The following is a 20,179-nucleotide window of genomic DNA, read 5'->3' on the forward strand; positions in this document are numbered from 1 at the left end:
GGCTTGCACTGCCCGGCTGAACCTTAAAACACTACCGCCTGACCATCTTTTCGGCTTTCCGTTGCCGCGATGTAAAATCCCTGCGGATCGCGGACGATCGCCTGTGCTCCGCCAAAGTTGTAGCCGTGCAGGGGATCTTCCAGCGTCACCCGGTGACCGAGGCGACGCAGTGCTGCCAGTGTATTGCGCTCCAGCGACGCCTCAAACACCACCTCGCGTCCCTGAACCACTCGCCAGCGCGGTGCATCGATTGCCGCCTGGGGATTCTGCCTGTGCAACATAATGCGCAGTGCCAGCTGTAAGTGTCCTTGTGCCTGCATCGGGCCGCCCATTACGCCAAAGGACATCAGCGGCGCACCCTCTGCGTCGAGCGCAAAAGCCGGAATAATGGTGTGAAAAGGGCGCTTGCCGCCAGCGACCACATTAGGGTGGGCTGGATCGAGCGAAAAGCCTGCGCCGCGATTCTGTAAACTGATACCGGTTTCTGGCACCACTACGCCAGAGCCGAAGCCCATAAAGTTTGACTGAATAAATGAGACCATCATACCGCTGGCGTCGGCGGTGCTGAGATAGACCGTGCCGCTCTGCTGCGGTGAGCCGAAGGTGAAGTCGCCTGCACGGTGCGGATCAATCAGCACCGCGCGCTGACGCAGATATTCCTCGCTCAACAACCGTTCCGCTGCAAACTCGAGATGATCTTCATCGCTGACGTAGCGCTCCAGATCGACCAGCGCCAGCTTCATCGCCTCAATGGACAGGTGTAACCAGGGCACAGAATCGGGCTGATAGCGGCCAATGTCGAGCTGCTCCAGGATGCCGAGTGCGATCAGCGTGGCGATGCCCTGGCCGTTAGGCGGTAGCTCCTGCACTGAGCCACCGGCAAACGGCTGCGACAGCACCCTGACCCAGTCGGCACGATGGTTATGTAAATCGTCCAGCGTCAGTGCTGCGTTATGCTGACGGGCAAAGGCGACCATTTTTTCTGCCAGTTCGCCCCGATAAAAGCTTTCGCCGTTGCTCTCAGCGATTTTTTGCAGCGTGGCGGCCTGAGCAGGATTACGGAACAGTTCACCGGCACGCGGCGGCCGCCCCTCGGGTGCAAAGCAGTCGCGAAAGCCGGGCTGATGCTGGAGTTTGTCGTAACCGCGCTGCCAGAGTTCAGCAATGAGTGGCGAAACGGGAAAGCCGTTGCGGGCATAATCGATAGCAGGCTGCGCCAGGGCAGTGAGCGGCAGTGTGCCAAAACGTTCCGCCAGCGTCACCCAGGCGGATACCGCGCCCGGTACCGTTACCGCTTCCCAGCCAATTTCCGGCATGCGGCTGCGACCAACGAAGCGACCGGGATGCCAGGCCGCAGGCGCGCGGCCAGAGGCATTCAGTCCATGGAGCTTCTCACCGTCCCAGATAATCGCAAAAGCATCGCTGCCGATTCCGTTGCCTGTCGGCTCCAGTACGGTAAGCGCCATAGCCGTGGCGATGGCCGCGTCAACGGCATTGCCACCCTGTTGTAACATACGAAGGCCAGCCTGCGCTGCCAGCGGCTGGGAGGTGGCAACAGCGTTGCGCCCCATCATCGGTACGCGATGTGACCCATAGCTGGCATGAAAATCAAACGCTGAGTGCATGTCGTTTCCTTAGCAAAGGGCAGTTGCGCCAGAAAGGTGCGCCCCTGCGGTGCAGCGAGCATCCTGACGCAGACTGGCAGAGAGGTGAACCATGAAAAAATCACAGGCTTTGCAAGTTGGCGCAAATTTTGCTCGTTATTTAGGCAGGGAAACGTACTGTAACAGTGTAAACGATGATCATTTTTTGCAATTTTTGCGCTTTTTTTAAGCGGGGCGGAAGGAATTACTTTTTTGTGATCAACAGCTTAATTTGCTTATAGCGCAAAGATCATTTTCCGCCAAAAAAATAATCAGTATTCACGCAGCAAATCGTCAGGTCTCTATCCATACTTAGAGTCCTGATGAGATATCGCACTCTTTCGAGCAGATTGCCGAAAGGTGCAAAACAGGCTGTGTCCCTTAAGGGTTTCAATAATAAAAAAGATAAACCCTTGTGGGACGCAGCCTGCAGTAACCGGTGTGTGAACATTTGGTCTTACCCCTACTTTCACGTGATTCATAGTGAGTTTTAAGGAGTTCTCTATGGAAGTAAAAGATCCTGTTTTTGAATTGCTCAGCAGCCTTGAGCAGATTGTTTTGACACGTGATGCAACACCTGCCACAACTGAAATTCAGCTTCAGCCCGCCATGCCAGAGCCGCAGCGCCTGCGTGAACTAACCGGTATGAAAGTCGATGAATTTGCCAAAGTGATGGGCGTCAGCGTCTCCTCAGTTAAAAGCTGGGAAGCCCGCCGGACACGTCCTTCAGCAACGGCACAGAAACTGATGAAATTGTTGCATGCCAATCCCTACCTCGGACGGCAGTTACTTGACTAAAAAGAAGAAAAAAGAGAACCCGCCGCGGCGGGTTTTTTTAGCTCAGGCCACCATATTTCGCTGCCTGTTTCACAAACCAGCTTTCTGGCACGCTGTAGGGCGGTTTCTCCAGCTGCGCAATGCCCTGCGCGATAATGGCACTGGCCTGCTGCCACAGCTGGGCATTTCCCTGCTTTAACAGGCCGATCTGAATCCGCTTTTCCACCAGATAAACGCGTGCGAAATGGGGATCGAAACGCACAATGGCGCGCGTATTGTCGATGATATCGGCCAGTTTAATCGTCTGTGCATCGGGTGACGCCTCTGCGGTGTGACGGAAATGCGCCAGTTTGCGCGCTGCACGGTTTTTTGCCTGTGGCTGAACGCTGTCGGTGAGCATTTCAACCAGCCGCGCGACACCCAAACCGAAATGGGCTTCAATATCCCCCAGGGTCGTGGCCGTATCCTCGACCGTGTCGTGCAGCCAGGCCGCCGCCAGCATCTCTTCATCCGCGCTCACGCTGCGAACCAGTTCTGCCACAGCAGCAGGATGCACGATATAGGGCTCATCAGTATATTTTCGCCGTTGGCCCGCCTCGGCATGCGCGCGTGTCGCAAAGCGTCGTGCCTGCTCTTCCAGAGATTCCAGCATGCAAAAGCCCTCTTGATTAAAAGTTGCTTGCAATTATCTAGCGCGCTATTTATATTCATTCCCATGAACAGTAACCAAAATGACAAAAAAGTGAAGTCCGCGCCACTGTTGGTCAATCAACAGCTTTGCTTCGCGCTCTATTCGGCCAACCTGGCCATGAATAAAGCCTATCGGCAACTGCTGTCGCAGCTCGACATTACCTATCCGCAATACCTGGTGATGCTGGTGCTCTGGGCGCATGATGACCTCACCGTGTCTGAAATCGGCGAGCAGCTGTTCCTTGATTCCGCCACGCTGACCCCCCTGCTAAAGCGTCTGGAAAATGCAGGGCTAATTAATCGCCAGCGTTCGCGTCAGGATGAGCGTCAGGTCGTGGTTACGCTGACCGAGCAGGGGCGCGCGCTGCAAGAACAGGCCCGCACTATCCCGGAGGCCATTCAGTGTGCGACGGCCTGCGATGATAATGCGCTGCTGTCGCTTAAGAATGAACTGGATTTACTACGCGACAATCTTAACCGGTCACGCTAAAAGATTACCGGGCGTCTGCGCCCGTTGAACCATCTGACAGACTTTTATAAATCGTGTGCGATTAAATCGCCTAATACAGAGAGGGCATTATGTCTTTAGAGAACGTTGTTTATACCGCAAAAGCCAAAGCTACTGGCGGCCGTGATGGTCGTGCGACTTCTTCTGATGGCGTCCTGGACGTGAAGCTGGGCGTGCCAAAAGAGATGGGTGGAGCAGGCGGCGAAGTAACTAACCCGGAGCAGTTGTTTGCTGCCGGTTACTCTGCCTGCTTCCTCGGTGCCATGAAATTCGTCGCCGGCCGCGACAAAATTGCTATGCCGAAAGAGGCATGGATTGAAGGTGAAGTCGGTATTGGTCCAATTCCGAATGGCTTCGGTATTGAGGCGAAGCTGAATATCCATCTGCCGGCGATGGATGAGGCAGAGGCGCAGAAGCTGGTTGATGCTGCCCATATCGTTTGCCCATACTCTAACGCTACGCGCAATAACATTGACGTCACGCTGAATATTATTCGCTGATTTTACGGGCCTTACCAGGCCCGTTATTTTTCGCCCTGCCTGCTTTCTCGCGTCGTCATCTCTGGCCTGTCTGGTTATTTTGTGTTCTACTGTGCCACCTTGTACAAGAGCCTTCCGATCCCGTTCAGATTCTTCCTGTTCGTCAAAAAATCGTCATGTCTCTGCGCTGTATAAGCGAACTCTTCCGCGTTGCGATAGTCACAATAGCGTTAAATATTATGCTCCAGCCCCGGGAAAACCGTGCAATATGAATTACATAAAGACAATAACTCAGCAAAAGCTCTCGTTACTGCTGGCGTTATACATCGGCATTTTGCTTAATTTGCCGATTTTTTACCGTCGCTTTGACGGCTTTTTAACGAAGTCTACCGTAACGAACTGGCTGACGGCTGTCACAGAGGTGATGGCGATTGTCGTGCTGACGTTTTTCCTTATGCGCCTGCTGTCGCTGGGCGGAAAGCGTTTTTACCGTGTGCTGGCAACGATGCTGGTGCTGATTTCCGTTGCCGCTGCCTATTACATGGCGTTTTTTAACGTGGTAATTGGCTACGGTATCGTGGCCTCGGTGATGACGACCGACATTGATCTCTCAAAAGAGGTTGTCGGCCTGCACTTCGTGGTGTGGATGGTCGCCGTCAGCGCACTGCCGCTGTTGATGATCTGGCGTAATAATCTTAGCCAGACGCTGATGGAGCAGCTGCGTACGCCGGGGCAACGCCTGAAACCGACGCTGTTGCTGCTGCTGTGTGTGGCGCTGGTGTGGCTGCCGATCCGCTATTTCGACAAGCTGCAAAAAGCCAACGAAGAGATTACCAATATCGATCTGCCGAGCTATGGCGGGGTAGTGGCTCACTCTTATCTGCCGTCTAACTGGCTGGCAGCGGTGGGGCTGTTTGCCTGGACGCGCATCGATGAGACGCTGGATAGTCAGGAGCTGCTCGACCCGGCGAAGAAATTTACCTATGTGGCGCCGCCAGGCATTGATGATACCTATGTGGTGTTTGTGATTGGCGAGACCACGCGCTGGGATCATATGGGAATGTTGGGCTACGACCGCGATACCACGCCAAAACTTTCTAAGGAGAAGAATCTGGTGGCATTCCGCGGCGAGTCTTGTGATACCGCCACCAAGCTGTCGCTGCGCTGTATGTTTGTACGCGAAGGCGGCACGGAAGAGAGCCCGGGTCGCACGCTGAAAGAGAAGAACATTTTTGCCGTAATGAAAGAGCTGGGCTTTTCATCTGAGCTCTTCGCCATGCAGAGTGAGGTATGGTTTTACGATAATGCAGAAGTCAACAACTTCGCCTTCCGCGAGCAGATTGGTTCCGAACCGCGCAACGCTGGCAAGTCTGTGGATGACATGCTGTTAGTGCCGGAGCTTAAGGCGTCGCTCGATCGTTATCCCCAGGGCAAGCATCTGGTAGTGCTGCACACTAAAGGCTCACACTATCTCTATTCGCAGCGTTACCCGCGCAGTTTTGCACGCTATCAGCCTGAGTGTATGGGCGTTGACGAGACCTGTAGTAAGGCGCAGTTGATTAATGCCTACGATAACTCGGTTCTCTATGTCGATAGCATGCTGGACAGCGTGCTGGATCAGCTGCGTGACAAGAAGGCGATTGTGTTTTATGCCGCCGATCACGGCGAGTCGATCAGCGAGAATACCCATTTGCACGGTACACCGCGCGAGCTGGCCCCGCCGGAGCAGTTCCGCGTGCCAATGATGGTGTGGGCGTCAGATAAGTATCTGGCTGATGCCACTAACCGCGCTAATTTCGAACGTTTGCAGGCTCAGCAGCGCGTTGGTAAGACGCATCGTCACGTTGAGCTGTTCGACTCAATTTTGGGATGTCTGGGTTATACCTCACCAGACGGGGGAATTAAGGCGGCCAATAACTGGTGTCAGGCACCTGCACCTGCCCATGCCAGCGCGCTTTGAGGCGTGCCGGAATGGGGGGAATGGCGGGCGTTTTCGCGGTTAGTTTGCTTTCCAGGCGATCGCGGTTAAATGGTGAAAAAGCGGTTGACGCTTAGAAATCGGCGCAGTAACATGCGCCCGCATCGGTGAGTGGCGCAGCCTGGTAGCGCACTTCGTTCGGGACGAAGGGGTCGGAGGTTCGAATCCTCTCTCACCGACCAGATTCAAGAAACCTGCTTGTCAAAGCAGGTTTTTTTTCGTCTGTAGAAAGAGGATGAGAACCTCCGAAGGAGGTTTGAGCCGAGCGTAGCGAGCCAGCGTTGCGCAGCAACGACCCGAAGGGCGCTTATCGAAGATAAGCGTTATCCTCTCTCACCGACCAGATTCAAGAAACCTGCTTGTCAACGCAGGTTTTTTTCGTCTGTGGAAAAGTGGCGCTGTGAATGGGGACCTGCGTGGAACCAGCAGGCGTGCGCCTCCCTGCATGCTCGGCCGGCAACACCTCTGTTGCGAGATGCGTTGCTCTCCCGCTCAGAGGTTGCGCGCGCAGGCTGATGGGCTGCCCGCTGTAACGAAGGTGATGCAAACCTGTGTGATGCGGATACCTGGCTTTTCAATTGATACTTACGCGCGATAACGTGCAGGCAAGACTGAAAAATAAATGCGTCATTCGCATAAGTTTTTATGAGGCGTCAAAAAAAGCCTGAGAGTAAAAACCGAACCTTATTTCCTCACCGCACGCTGGTAATATTCCGTCCCTCTGTTTTTACAACTTTGCTTTAAAACATGACGAAACTCCGCTTTGCCTCTGCCTGATGGCTGGCAGTCCGATTATTCCCCTTTTTCCTGCGCTAACGCCCGTGCTGTCAGGCCCAGACGCTTATTTCGCAACGCGTTTTTCTTATGACATTATTTATCTTCATCCAGATTGCTTATAGCTAAAAGCCAGCATTTTCCACTACCTGGACGCCATAACGCACGCTAAATCGTTCAGTTATTCAACATTTATCGGTTTATCACTCATGTTTTTTAACGGTGAAAATCACTGGCAAAAAGCGCCATCCTCAGTGAGATATAGGGTGTGAAAGATAAATGCGCTCTCTATTATTTGGTAATTACCCGAAGAAGCTTTTTTTTACCGTTGCTTGCTATCCCTCACACTCTGTGTAAATAACTCGTGGCTGTATTGACGTTCATTGCAACTGTTGACAAATTGATGCGTCATTAAAGTTGCAGAAGCGGCGTGATCCGACAGTTTCCACGGCGTCGGAATAACACAACAAGAACGCTCCGCACTTTCGACCACGTCAGTGGTCAGCCTGAACCGCATAAAAAAAACAGAGGTCGGGCAATACACACAACAACACATCACAATGGAGCAAAAGCATGATCAACTCCCTGGCCAAATCCAGGATGCTGAAGGTCGGTCTGAGCCTGATTGCTATGACCGTCGCCGCCGGTGTTCAGGCAAAAACCCTCGTTTACTGTTCAGAAGGCTCACCGGAAGGCTTTAACCCACAGCTGTTCACCTCTGGCACCACTTACGATGCCAGCTCTGTGCCGATCTATAACCGTCTGGTTGAGTTCAAAACCGGTACTACTGAGCTACAGCCGGGCCTGGCAGAAAAATGGGATGTCAGCGAAGACGGTAAAACCTACACCTTCCATCTGCGTCAGGGTGTGAAGTGGCAGACCACCAAAGATTTCAAACCTACGCGTGAATTCAACGCCGACGACGTGGTGTTCTCTTTTGAACGTCAGCTGGATAAAAACAACAGCTATCACAACGTCTCTGGCGGCAGCTATGAATACTTCGAAGGCATGGATATGCCGAAGCTGATTGGCAAAGTGGAAAAAGTGGACGATCACACCGTGCGCTTTACGCTGACGCGTCCGGAAGCGCCGTTCCTGGCTGACCTCGGTATGGATTTTGCCTCTATTCTGTCAAAAGAGTATGCAGACAACATGCAGAAAGCCGGTACGCCGGAGAAGCTCGACCTGAACCCCGTCGGAACCGGTCCGTTTGTACTGCAACAGTATCAGAAAGACTCCCGCATTCTGTATAAAGCCAACCCGGACTTCTGGGGTACCAAACCGAAGATCGATCGTCTGGTGTTCTCCATTACGCCAGATGCGTCCGTGCGTTATGCCAAACTGCAAAAAGGCGAGTGCCAGGTCATGCCGTATCCGAACCCGGCTGACATCGCCAGCATGAAGAAAGATAACAAGATCAACCTGATGGAACAGCCAGGCCTGAACGTGGGCTATCTCTCGTTTAATACCGAGAAAAAGCCGATGGATAACGTCAAAGTGCGTCAGGCGCTGACCATGGCGGTAAACAAGCAGGCAATTATTGACGCCGTTTATCAGGGTGCAGGCCAGGCGGCGAAAAACCTGATCCCGCCGACAATGTGGGGTTACAACGACGCCATTCAGGACTACGCCTACGATCCGGAAAAAGCCAAAGCGCTGCTGAAAGAGGCGGGTCTGCCAGACGGTTTCTCAATCGACCTGTGGGCGATGCCGGTTCAGCGTCCTTACAACCCGAACGCACGCCGCATGGCGGAGATGGTTCAGGCTGACTGGGCGAAGATTGGCGTGAAGGCCAAAATCGTGACCTACGAGTGGGGCGAATACCTGAAGCGCGCCAAAGCGGGTGAGCACCAGTCGGTAATGATGGGCTGGACCGGCGACAATGGCGACCCGGATAACTTCTTCGCTACGCTGTTTAGCTGCGCAGCGGCAAAAGATGGCTCCAACTATTCACGCTGGTGCTACAAGCCGTTTGAAGATCTGATTCAGCCAGCGCGTGCGGAATCTGACCACAACAAACGTATTGAGCTTTATAAGCAGGCCCAGGTCGTAATGCATGACCAGGCACCGGCGCTGATTATCGCGCACTCCACGGTGTATGAGCCGGTCAGCAAAAAAGTCTCTGGCTACGTGGTCGACCCGTTAGGTAAACACCACTTCGAAAACGTCGATATTCAGGAATAATTCCAGCGGTCTGGGCCGAACTCTTCGGCCCATGAGCGGGCGCTTGCCCGCTCAGACACCGCGCATGTTCGGCTAACTTCTTCGAATTACACCCAACATCTTCGCGCTGCAGGAAGGCGGCGAGCTGACCAGTCTCCGACGTTTAGCGGAGAGAAGGTCAGGGCTACCCTGCCTGCACAGTGAAAGATGACGGTTAAACGCATTTTGCGTCGCGTCCGGGCTGTTACCGGATGCGAGTTGTGAGCAATAAATCCCGTGCATGAAAACGGCGGGATACGACTGAGAATCCGGCTTATGCTGCAATTCATACTCCGACGTCTGGGACTTGTCATCCCGACTTTTATCGGTATTACCCTGCTGACCTTTGCGTTTGTCCATTTGATCCCCGGCGATCCGGTGCTGATCATGGCCGGTGAACGCGGGATCTCCCCGGAACGTCACGCGCAACTGATGGCGGCCTTTGGCCTGGATCAGCCGCTGTGGAAACAGTACGTCAACTACATTTACGGCGTGCTGCATGGCGATTTGGGCATATCACTCAAGAGCCGCATTCCGGTTTGGGATGAGTTCGTTCCACGCTTTAAAGCGACGCTGGAACTGGGCATCTGCGCCATGATCTTCGCCGTTGCCGTTGGTATTCCGGTGGGCGTCATCGCGGCAGTAAAACGCGGCTCTGTCTTCGATCACACGGCGGTGGGCATCTCCCTGACCGGCTATTCGATGCCCATCTTCTGGTGGGGCATCATGCTGATCATGCTGGTATCGGTGCAGCTTAACCTGACGCCGGTTTCCGGGCGCGTCAGCGACACGGTATTCCTTGACGACAGCAATCCGCTTACCGGCTTTATGCTGATTGACACGCTGATCTGGGGCGAGCCTGGCGACTTTAAGGATGCGGTCATGCATATGATCCTGCCTGCGATCGTACTCGGGACAATTCCGCTGGCGGTGATTGTTCGTATGACGCGTTCGGCCATGCTGGAAGTACTGGGCGAGGATTATATCCGCACCGCACGCGCGAAAGGCCTGACGCGGACGCGTGTGATTGTCATCCATGCGTTGCGCAACGCCATGCTGCCGGTGGTGACGGTGATCGGCCTCCAGGTCGGCACGCTGCTGGCGGGCGCTATCCTGACGGAAACCATCTTCTCCTGGCCGGGCCTTGGTCGCTGGCTGATTGAAGCGCTGCAGCGCCGTGACTATCCGGTGGTGCAGGGCGGCGTGCTGCTGGTGGCTATCCTGATTATCCTGGTCAACCTGCTGGTTGATCTGCTCTATGGCGTGGTTAACCCGCGCATACGACATAAGAAATAAGGGGCGATCATGTCTGTTGTTGATCCCGCAAGCGTACCCGCTGCACCTAAGCCGATGACCCCAGTTCAGGAATTCTGGCACTACTTTAAACGCAACAAAGGCGCGGTTATCGGTCTGGTCTATGTGGTGCTGATGCTGCTGATCGCCGTTTTTGCTGGCGTACTGGCTCCTCACGCGCCCGCTGAACAGTTCCGTGATGCGCTACTGCATCCTCCAGTCTGGCAGGAGGGCGGCAGCTGGAGCTACATCCTCGGCACTGACGATGTGGGCCGTGATGTGCTGTCGCGCCTGATGTACGGTGCACGTCTTTCGCTGCTGGTAGGCTGTCTGGTGGTGGTGCTGTCGCTGATCCTTGGTGTGGTCTTTGGCCTGATGGCGGGCTATCTCGGTGGCGTTGTCGACGCCACGATTATGCGTCTGGTAGACATTATGCTGGCGCTGCCGAGCCTGCTGCTGGCGCTGGTGCTGGTGGCCATTTTCGGCCCGTCGATTGTGAATGCGTCAATCGCGCTGACTTTCGTTGCGCTGCCGCACTATATCCGTCTGACCCGTGCGGCGGTGCTGGTAGAGGTAAACCGCGACTACGTGACGGCCTCCAGCGTCGCTGGTGCGGGCACGCTGCGCCAGATGTTTGTCAATATTCTGCCTAACTGCTTGGCACCGCTGATCGTGCAGGCCTCGCTGGGCTTTTCCAACGCCATTCTTGATATGGCGGCGTTGGGCTTTCTCGGTATGGGTGCGCAGCCGCCGACGCCGGAGTGGGGCACCATGCTCTCCGACGTGTTGCAGTATGCGCAGAGCGCCTGGTGGGTAGTGACCTTCCCCGGATTGACCATCCTGCTCACCGTTCTGGCGTTTAACCTGATGGGCGACGGTTTGCGCGACGCCCTCGACCCGAAACTTAAGCAGTAAGAGGCACCGAGATGGCGTTATTAAATGTAGATAAGTTATCGGTGCATTTTGGCGACGATAACGCACCTTTCCGTGCGGTTGACCGCATCAGCTATCAGGTTGAACAGGGGCAGGTGGTCGGAATTGTCGGTGAGTCTGGCTCCGGTAAGTCGGTCAGCTCGCTGGCAATCATGGGCCTGATCGATTTTCCCGGCAAAGTCATGGCCGAAAAGCTGGAGTTTAACCAGCGCGATCTGAAACGCATCTCCGAAAAAGAGCGCCGCCAGCTGGTGGGCGCGGAAGTGGCGATGATTTTTCAGGATCCGATGACCAGCCTGAATCCGTGCTACACCGTTGGTTACCAGATCATGGAAGCGATCAAGGTGCATCAGGGCGGCAACCGCCGTACCCGCCGCCAGCGCGCTATCGATCTGCTGACGCAGGTTGGCATTCCCGATCCGGCCTCGCGTCTTGATGTCTATCCGCATCAGCTGTCGGGCGGCATGAGCCAGCGCGTGATGATTGCGATGGCCATTGCCTGCCGACCTAAGCTGCTGATTGCCGATGAGCCGACAACAGCGCTGGACGTGACCATTCAGGCGCAGATTATTGAGCTGCTGCTCGAGCTGCAAAAGCAGGAGAACATGGCGCTGATTCTGATTACGCACGATCTGGCGCTGGTGGCGGAAGCTGCACAGCACATCATCGTGATGTATGCCGGTCAGGTTGTGGAAAGCGGTAAGGCGAACGATATTTTCAAAGCGCCGCGCCACCCCTATACCCAGGCGCTGCTGCGTGCGCTGCCTGAGTTCGCGGCCGATAAAGCGCGTCTGGCTTCGCTGCCGGGTGTCGTGCCGGGCAAATATGACCGTCCGCTGGGCTGTTTGCTCAATCCGCGCTGTCCGTATGCGACCGATCGCTGCCGTAAAGAAGAACCCGCCCTTCGCGACATTCCGGGGCGTCAGTCCAAATGTCACTATCCTCTGGATGATGCCGGGAGACCAACCTATGAGTCTTGATAATACCAGGCAGGATTACCTGTTGCAGGCCATTGACCTGAAAAAACATTACCCGGTGAAAAAAGGACTGTTTGGCCAGCAGCGCCTGGTGAAGGCGCTGGACGGCGTCTCCTTTAATCTGGAGCGCGGTAAAACGCTGGCGGTGGTCGGTGAATCGGGCTGCGGCAAATCCACGCTGGGCCGCCTGCTGACCATGATTGAAACGCCAACTGAAGGCGAACTTTACTGGCACGGGCAGGATCTGCTGAAGCACGATCCGCAGGCGCAGAAGCTGCGTCGTCAAAAGATCCAGATTGTTTTCCAGAACCCCTACGGTTCGCTCAACCCGCGTAAAAAAGTGAGCCAGATCCTCGAAGAGCCGCTGCTGATTAACACCGCGCTGAGCAAAGCGGAGCGCAAGGAAAAGACGCTGGAGATGATGGCGAAGGTCGGCCTGAAAACCGAGCACTACGATCGCTATCCCCATATGTTCTCTGGCGGCCAGCGACAGCGTATCGCGATTGCACGCGGGCTGATGCTCGAACCTGATGTGCTGATTGCCGATGAACCCGTGTCGGCGCTCGACGTCTCTGTGCGCGCTCAGGTGCTTAACCTGATGATGGACTTACAGCAGGAGATGGGGCTTTCTTACGTCTTTATCTCGCACGATCTTTCGGTGGTCGAGCATATCGCTGACGAGGTAATGGTGATGTATCTGGGACGCTGCGTGGAGAAGGGCAGTAAAGAGGCGATTTTTAACAACCCGCGTCATCCCTATACCCAGGCGCTGCTGTCAGCCACTCCGCGCCTTAACCCGGATGATCGACGCGAACGTATTAAACTGACCGGCGAGCTGCCAAGCCCGCTTAATCCGCCGCCAGGCTGCGCCTTCAATGCACGCTGCCGCCGTCGTTTCGGCACCTGCGTGCAGCTACAGCCAAAGCTGAAGCGCTACGGCGACCAGCAGATCGCCTGCTTCGCCGTTGACCAGGATGAGAACCAGCCGGTCGGCGCGGCAGAAGGAATACGCTAAACCCAGAGGCTCCGCACGGAGCCTTTTATTTATTCTCTCCCTGCGCCGTCTGATGTCCCTCAGCGAAAAAAGCACCCGGGCAATTTATCTTATCGCCTGTGTGAAAAGAGGCGTCATTCCCTCTGGCCTGCCGACTTTTCGATAGCCTTCACGCAAGAAAATAGTCTGCCAATAATGGTTAAGTCATTAACAAGAGAAAGGCAAAACAGCAGGCTGGAAACAAGAGAGTAGCTTACACATCGTACTTAAATTGCATTTAACAGATTTATTCATTAATTAACGGCAGTAAGGCATTTAAAACATTATTCTGAATCATAAAGATAAATTTATTTTATTGTGTGCGGCTTTGCGTAATAAGATTTTTCTCACTTTGCCTAAATGAATGTGATATATTTTGGCGAATTTTGCTCCTGTTGCAGGCCATGTCCCGATGAAAAGCTATGACGATTTGCAGCGTTTCAAAGAAAAGACGCAAACGCTCGATATCGCCTTCAAAGATATGTCTGGCCAGCTACAAGAGTCTGCCGGAAATAGCCAGTGGGCGCTTATTCGCCAGCTGGCGAATGACGACGCGTCTACCCCTTTTAGCGGCAGCCAGCGTATCGATCTGCCGCAGCCGCAGCCTTTGCGGGGGGATGAATTCCAGCCGCCAGCCGCATCAACGCTGATGCGCCAGTCAGCGGTAGCCCAGCCTGCAATGGCCACGCGCAGCGCAATGCTTAATAGTCTGGCGGACAGCGCGCCAGCCACCGCCACATCGGTTTCATCACTGTTTCCGCCGCCGCCTGAGACAACGCCATCTCGCGCATCGCAGCCGGTAATGGCCGCGGGGCAGCCCGTCTTCGCCTCTGCGCCTCAGCCTGTCGCGCCTGCCGCGGGGCAGTCTGTTTTCGCCTCTGCGCCTCAGCCTGCCGCGCCTGCCGCGGGGCAGTCCGTCTTCGCCTCTGCGTCTCAGCCTGTCGCGGGGCAGTCTGTTTTTCCCTCTGCGCTTCAGCCTGTCGCGCCTGCTGCGGTGCCGTCTGCCTTTCCCTCTGCCGCACCTGCCACGCATGCCGCGTCACCGCGTCGCTTTGGCGGCCTGTTCCGCACACGTCACAGCGAGCCGGCCAGCCCGCCAAAAGAGACCTTACTGAAACCGTTACTGGAGAAGATTGCGTTATGCCGTTAGTTTGTGTGTGCTCGCCAAAAGGCGGTGTCGGAAAAACCACGCTGGCGGCTAATCTGGCCTGGAGTCTGGCGCGGGCGGGCAGCAAGGTTTTAGCGATCGACTTTGATGTGCAGAACGCACTGCGTCTGCATTTTGGCGTGCCGCTGAATGACGGACGTGGCTTTGTCGCGCGCTCGGAAGAGCAGGCTGACTGGAGCCAGTCAATCCTGACCACCGGTGGCAATATCTTCGTGCTGCCCTACGGCGATGTCACCGAGCCGCAGCGTGAGCGCTTTGAAGAGAAGCTGGCGAAAGATCCCCATTTCCTGCTTCGTGGCCTGGATACGGTGCTGAACTATCCTGGTCTGGTCATTGTTGCCGACTTTCCGCCTGGTCCCGGCCCGGCGCTAAAAGCGATGAGCACGCTGGCGGAAATGCATTTGGTAGTGATGCTGGCGGATACCGCCTCGGTCTCGCTACTGCCCCACATTGAAAATAACCGCATGATTGGCCAGCCGCTGAACAATCAGCTTGGTCACTTTTTTGTGCTTAACCAGAGCGATAACCGCCGCAACATTAGCCGCGATGTCACTGCCTTTATGCAGCAGCGCCTGGGCGACAATTTACTGGGTGTGATCCATCGCGATGAAAGCGTCGCCGAAGCGAATGCTTCCCAGCAGTCCGTTTATGATTTTAGCCCCGCGTCCGCCGCAGCGTTTGATATTGAACTGATTGGGAAACGTGTGGCAAACATCCTGAATATTTCCGTCGGCAATGGCGAAGTTCAGGCATCGATCCGCAGCAGTCATTATTAATTGTCTGGCATTTGCAGGCCATAAAACAGAGCCTTTCCAAAGGTAGATCATGAATAAAATCGGTTTTTACCTGTTGCTGCTGGTGCTTGCGCCAGTTGCAGCAGTCATCGTTATTACGCCGATGGATAGCCAGAAACAATATATATTTGGCTTGATCAGCATTGTAATGATGTTTGTGCTGGGCTTTAGCAAAAGCCGGAAAATAACGGTGGTCATGGTTATTCTCTCTGCGCTGATGTCGACCCGATATATCTGGTGGCGCTCCACTGAAACACTGCATTTTAATTCTGAAACAGAAGCGATCCTGGGCATCGGCTTATATCTTGCCGAACTCTATGTCTGGCTGATTTTAATTCTCGGCTTCCTGCAAACCACCTGGCCATTGAAGCGCACTATCGAGCCGCTGCCGGATGACGTCAGCCTCTGGCCGACCGTGGACGTCTACGTGCCTACTTATAACGAAAGCCTCGATGTCGTCCGCGATACCGTACTGGCTGCGCAGTGCATCGACTACCCGCGCGACAAGCTCAAGATTTATCTGCTCGATGACGGCAAGCGGGCGGAGTTTGCGGTGTTCGCCGCCGATGCTGGCGTTGGCTACATTACGCGCGACGACAACAGCCATGCCAAAGCGGGCAACCTTAACCATGCCATGAAAATTACCAAAGGCGAGCTGATCTGCGTTTTTGACTGCGACCACGTGGCTACACGCACCTTCCTGCAGGCCACCGTCGGTCCGTTTCTGAAAGATCCGAAGCTGGCGCTGTTACAGACGCCGCACTATTTTTACTCACCCGACCCCTTTGAGCGCAACCTGCGCGCTGCGCGCAGCATTCCCAACGAGGGCGCACTGTTTTACGGTCCCGTGCAGCAGGGCAACGACAACTGGAACGCCACGTTCTTTTGCGGCTCCTGTGCGGTGATCCGGCGTTCGGCGCTGGAGGAGATTGGCGGGTTCGCGGTCGAAACGGTCACCGAAGATGCGCACACCGCGCTGAAGATGCAGCGTCGCGGCTGGGGATCGGCATTTCTGGCGATTCCGCTGGCGGCGGGGCTGGCGACCGAGCGTCTTGGCCTGCACGTTATTCAGCGTACTCGCTGGGCGCGCGGCATGACGCAGATTTTCCGCGTCGATAACCCGCTGCTGGGAAGGGGCCTGAAGTGGCAGCAGCGTCTCTGCTACCTGAACGCCATGCTGCACTTCCAGTTTGGCCTGCCGCGCGTGGTGTTTCTCACCGCACCGCTCGCCTATCTGCTGTTCGACCTGAATATTATTCACTCCTCAGCGTCGCTGATCTTCGCCTATGTGTTGCCGCACCTGGTGATGTCGCTCTACGTCAACTCGCGCATGAACGGTCGTTTTCGCTACACCTTCTGGGGTGAAATTTATGAAACCGTCATGTGTTTCCATCTGGTCATCCCGACGCTGCTGACAATGCTGTCGCCAAAGCACGGCAAATTTAACGTAACTGACAAGGGCGGGCTGCTGGATCAGGGCTTCTTCGATTTCCACATCGTGCGCCCGCACGTCATTGTGGCGGTGCTGCTGGGTGCAGGTATTACGGCTGGCGTGGTGCGGGCCGTAATGCACGACTACTTCGGCGTCGATCCCTGGGTAATCGCGCTGAACGTCGGCTGGGCCATTTTCAGCCTGATTATCCTGATGGCGGCGATTGCCGTAGCGCGTGAAACCCGTCAGGTGCGGAAAACTATCCGTATTGAGGTGCAGATCCCGGCGATTATTCACTACGCCAGCGGGATCTCCTCGCGCACCCGCACCAGTGATTTGTCGATGGGCGGCGCGCAGCTGGATGCGCCCGATAACCGCCACGAAACGGATGAGATTGAAGAGATCGATCTGCTGCTCCAGTCCGGAGCGATTACCATTCCGGTGAGTAAAATCTCGGGTGACAAGGCATCCATTCGTCTGCGCTTTGCCGCCATGCCGCTGGCGCGCCGTCGTGAGCTGGTACGCGTGGTGCTGGCGCGCGCTGACGCCTGGCTCCAGCCGGAATATAAAAAAGACAACGCACTGTTGTCGCTGGGCACGATTATTCGCACCGTATTTGAGCTGTTCTGGCTGAGCTGGAAAGATCGCCGCAACAGCCGCAAACAGGGCGCTAACGCACCGGTAAAAGAGGACAGCGCAGCATGAAAAGCCTGAAATACTCGCTGCTGGCCTCCTCGCTGGCGGCGGCGCTGTGGCTGACCGCAGGCTGGGCGGAAATGTCCGATGATGCGGCTGCGCCGGACAATAGCGCCGCGCCCGCCGTACCAGAATCCACGGCATCTGCGTCTGGGTCTGCGGCGCTGCAATCAACTGCGTCCGCCGCGCCATACGTTACCGCGCCAGAGCCAACTGCCTCTGCTGCGCCAGAATCTACAGCATCTGCTGCGCCAGCAGCATCCGCGTCTGTCGTGCTGCAATCAACCGCATCTACTGCGCCAGCATCGACAGCATCTGCTGCGCCAGCAGCATCCGCGTCTGCCATGCTGCAATCAACTGCATCTACTGCGCCAGCATCGACAGCATCTGCTGTGCCAGCAGCATCCGCGCCCGCCGCGCCAGAATCAACCGCATCCGGCACGTCAGAATCCACGACGCCTGCTGCGCCAGCATCCGCTGTGCCCGCCGCGCCAGTGACACAGGAAAGCAGCGCGCTGTCAGATCTCCCGCTGCCCGAGGGACTGGAACAGGCCGACCCGCAGCTGTCCTCTGCGGCCTCCGCTGCGCCATATGTCCCCGGGCAGCCCGTTACTGCGCCTGTTGCCGCGCTGAACCAACCGATCAGCACTGCCATTTCTGTCGCGCAGATGGGTCAACAGCAGGGCATTACCCTGACCGGTGGCCAGCTACAGTCCGGCATTGTCTTCACTCTGCCGGGTGATGAAGTGGTGACCAATGCCCGTCTTAATCTGTCGCTGCGTGTCTCCCAGGCGCTGGCCGCGCGCAACACCTCGCTTCAGCTGATGCTGAACGGCCAGCCGCTCGGCACGCTGCCGCTTGGTGCCAGCGACAGCGATGTCAGCGACTATCAGCTGGAGATCCCCCCGGCGATGGTGGTTGCCAGCAATAATCTCAGCTTCAAAATTAACGATGCGGATAAGCTGCTGTGCGAGAAAGAGCGCGCGCAGAACTATCAGGTGACTATTCTGCCGAAAACCACGCTGAGCCTTGAAGGGCAGCAGCTCAATATCGGCACGCGCCTGCGTAATTTCCCGCGGCCCTTTATTGACCCGCTGCGCATGACGCCTGCCTCTGTCACCATGGGCTTTACCCGCAACCTGACGCCAGATGCCATCAGCGCCGCCGCGCTGGTAGCCTCATGGCTCGGCATTCAGAGCGACTATCGCGGTATTCGCTTTCCGGTAACGCGTGGCGAGCTCCCTGAGCAAAACGCCATCCTGTTCGGTCATCCGGGCGATCGCATTGGCACGCTGACCTTCCCACCCGGCAACGGACCCCAGCTGACGCTGGTGGATAACCCAGACAACCCGGTCTACAAGCTACTGCTGGTTTCAGGAGCAGACGATCTTCAGCTGCGCCAGGCGGCGTTGCGTCTCACCACGCAGCCGTTGACTACCGATGCCAGCACGCTGGCCGTCCAGCCGCAGCAGCTGGCGCGGCGCAAACCCTACGATGCACCGCGCTGGATTAACACCCGTCGTCCAGTACGCCTCAGCGAACTGCTTGACCCCGGACAGAGCCTGACCTCCACCGGGATCTGGCACGATGCTCTGCGCGTTAACTTCCGCGCTGCACCCGACCTCTTTCTGTGGGATGGCGATACCGTGCCGGTGAACCTGAACTACCGTTTTCCGTCAGAGGGCTGGATCGATGAGGAGAACTCCTTCCTGAATGTGACGCTCAATGGCACTTTCCTGCGCAACCTGACGGTGAACAAAGTCGGCATGCTGGAACAGGCCTGGCATCGTCTGGGCGGCGATGCACGTCAGGAGCAGTATCAGCTGCATCTTGAACCCTGGCTGATTTATGGCGACAACCAGCTGGCACTCTATTTCAATATCAGACCGAAGGCGGATGCGCCCTGCGGCGTGCTGCTGAACAACAACATCAAAAGCCGTATTGAAGATGAATCCTGGATCGATCTGAGCCACACGCGCCATTTCACCCTGCTGCCGAACCTCTCCTATTTTGTTGGCGCCTCCTTTCCCTTTTCGCGGCTGGCCGACTTCAGCGAGACCACGCTGCTGATGCCGGAAAAACCGGGCGATGCAGAGATTGCCACGCTGCTCGATCTGGCCGCGCGAGCGGGTAATGCTACCGGTGTCGCGCTGGCACAGAATCAGGTGATCTTTGGCCTGCCGAACGGCGGCACGCATCTGGCGCGGCTGAAGACAAGCGATGTGCTGGCGATCACCACCACTGCTGACAGCGCCTTTAACCAGCTGATGCTGGCGCGCTCGCCGTTTGAAGCCAACGGCAGCACGCTGGGGGTGAAAACACCGACCACCACAGACAAGCTGCGCAGCTGGCTGACGGGCGACTGGTATCGTCAGCCGCTGGACGCCGATCGCTATTTCTCATCGAACGAGGCGTGGCGCGGCTTTATCAGCTATCGCTCGCCCTGGAACCCTGACCGCACGGTGGTGATGGCGGTGGCAACCAGTGACGAGCAGCTGCTACGGCTGCACAGCGACCTGAATTCCGCGCGCATCAATGCGGCAATCCGTGGTGATACCGCCATCATCACCGATGAAAACGGTATCCGCAGCTTCCGCGTTGGCCCGCAGTTTCCGAGTGGCGAAATGCCCTGGTACATGATGGTGGTGTGGTATGCCAACCAGCATTCGGTGCTGATGGCGCTGGCGGCGCTGGTGCTGGCAGCGCTGGCGGGCCTGGCGACCTTTGCCATGCTGCAGCGCCATGCGCGGCGTCGCCTCAACCCGCCGCGCTCAGGTGATTCCGGTAAGACGTCAGGATAAA

General features: G+C 56.2%; 15 protein-coding genes, 1 tRNA gene and 1 other RNA gene. 15 read left to right on the plus strand and 2 right to left on the minus strand.

What is annotated here, in order from left to right; all coding sequences use genetic code 11:
- Positions 1-23: 23 nt before the first annotated feature.
- Positions 24-1,625: a gamma-glutamyltransferase family protein gene (locus HP564_RS16360; protein WP_371244810.1), complete on the minus strand. Its 1,602-nt coding sequence runs from the start codon at positions 1,623-1,625 to the stop codon at positions 24-26.
- Between the two features lie 522 nt (positions 1,626-2,147).
- Here HP564_RS16360 and HP564_RS16365 point away from each other — a divergent pair.
- Positions 2,148-2,441, plus strand: a complete 294-nt coding sequence (locus HP564_RS16365; protein ID WP_033754453.1) for an HTH-type transcriptional regulator — start codon at positions 2,148-2,150, stop codon at positions 2,439-2,441.
- A 37-nt stretch (positions 2,442-2,478) separates the two neighbouring features.
- Here HP564_RS16365 and HP564_RS16370 read toward each other — a convergent pair whose 3' ends face one another.
- A complete protein-coding gene (locus HP564_RS16370; protein WP_371244812.1) occupies positions 2,479-3,072 on the minus strand; it encodes an HD domain-containing protein in 594 nt (197 codons plus the stop codon).
- Positions 3,073-3,135: 63 nt separating this feature from the next.
- On the opposite strand from HP564_RS16370, the gene HP564_RS16375 reads away from it, so the two are divergent.
- The 14 genes from HP564_RS16375 to bcsB all read left to right on the plus strand — a co-directional run bounded on the left by HP564_RS16375 (position 3,136) and on the right by bcsB (position 20,178).
- Complete coding sequence (locus HP564_RS16375) at positions 3,136-3,600, plus strand: MarR family winged helix-turn-helix transcriptional regulator (protein ID WP_371244813.1); 465 nt, start codon at positions 3,136-3,138, stop codon at positions 3,598-3,600.
- 89 nt (positions 3,601-3,689) lie between these two features.
- Positions 3,690-4,118, plus strand: coding sequence for an organic hydroperoxide resistance protein (locus HP564_RS16380; RefSeq protein WP_371244814.1), 429 nt, complete (start codon positions 3,690-3,692; stop codon positions 4,116-4,118).
- Between the two features lie 247 nt (positions 4,119-4,365).
- The gene (gene eptB, locus HP564_RS16385; protein ID WP_371244816.1) at positions 4,366-6,057 is read left to right on the plus strand and encodes a kdo(2)-lipid A phosphoethanolamine 7''-transferase; all 1,692 of its coding nucleotides are present in this window, start codon (positions 4,366-4,368) and stop codon (positions 6,055-6,057) included.
- Between the two features lie 123 nt (positions 6,058-6,180).
- Positions 6,181-6,257: transfer RNA gene (locus HP564_RS16390), tRNA-Pro, on the plus strand.
- Positions 6,258-6,289: 32 nt separating this feature from the next.
- Positions 6,290-6,418, plus strand: a non-coding RNA gene (locus HP564_RS16395) — RtT sRNA.
- 1,004 nt (positions 6,419-7,422) lie between these two features.
- Entirely contained in the window at positions 7,423-9,033 is a 1,611-nt protein-coding gene (gene dppA, locus HP564_RS16400) for a dipeptide ABC transporter periplasmic-binding protein DppA (protein ID WP_371244817.1), read from the plus strand.
- 294 nt (positions 9,034-9,327) lie between these two features.
- Positions 9,328-10,347 (plus strand): dipeptide ABC transporter permease DppB, encoded by a 1,020-nt coding sequence (gene dppB / locus HP564_RS16405; protein ID WP_371244819.1) that lies wholly within the window; start codon positions 9,328-9,330, stop codon positions 10,345-10,347.
- A 9-nt stretch (positions 10,348-10,356) separates the two neighbouring features.
- Positions 10,357-11,259, plus strand: coding sequence for a dipeptide ABC transporter permease DppC (gene dppC / locus HP564_RS16410; protein ID WP_371244821.1), 903 nt, complete (start codon positions 10,357-10,359; stop codon positions 11,257-11,259).
- Positions 11,260-11,270: 11 nt separating this feature from the next.
- The gene (gene dppD, locus HP564_RS16415; protein ID WP_371244822.1) at positions 11,271-12,257 is read left to right on the plus strand and encodes a dipeptide ABC transporter ATP-binding protein; all 987 of its coding nucleotides are present in this window, start codon (positions 11,271-11,273) and stop codon (positions 12,255-12,257) included.
- Positions 12,247-13,269, plus strand: a complete 1,023-nt coding sequence (dppF, locus tag HP564_RS16420; RefSeq protein WP_371244823.1) for a dipeptide ABC transporter ATP-binding subunit DppF — start codon at positions 12,247-12,249, stop codon at positions 13,267-13,269. Before dppD ends, dppF begins: the two co-directional genes overlap by 11 nt.
- 430 nt (positions 13,270-13,699) lie before the next feature.
- Complete coding sequence (gene bcsO, locus HP564_RS16425; RefSeq protein WP_371244824.1) at positions 13,700-14,437, plus strand: cellulose biosynthesis protein BcsO; 738 nt, start codon at positions 13,700-13,702, stop codon at positions 14,435-14,437.
- On the plus strand, positions 14,428-15,231 hold the full coding sequence (bcsQ, locus tag HP564_RS16430; protein WP_371244827.1) for a cellulose biosynthesis protein BcsQ: 804 nt from the start codon (positions 14,428-14,430) through the stop codon (positions 15,229-15,231). Before bcsO ends, bcsQ begins: the two co-directional genes overlap by 10 nt.
- A gap of 49 nt (positions 15,232-15,280) precedes the next feature.
- Positions 15,281-17,386 (plus strand): UDP-forming cellulose synthase catalytic subunit, encoded by a 2,106-nt coding sequence (gene bcsA / locus HP564_RS16435; protein ID WP_371244828.1) that lies wholly within the window; start codon positions 15,281-15,283, stop codon positions 17,384-17,386.
- Positions 17,383-20,178 (plus strand): cellulose biosynthesis cyclic di-GMP-binding regulatory protein BcsB, encoded by a 2,796-nt coding sequence (gene bcsB / locus HP564_RS16440; protein WP_371244830.1) that lies wholly within the window; start codon positions 17,383-17,385, stop codon positions 20,176-20,178. The genes bcsA and bcsB overlap by 4 nt, the downstream gene beginning before the upstream one ends.
- The last annotated feature ends 1 nt before the right edge of the window (position 20,179 follow it).

The sequence above is a fragment of the Pantoea sp. KPR_PJ genome (genome assembly GCF_041386365.1).
GTDB lineage: Bacteria > Pseudomonadota > Gammaproteobacteria > Enterobacterales > Enterobacteriaceae > Pantoea.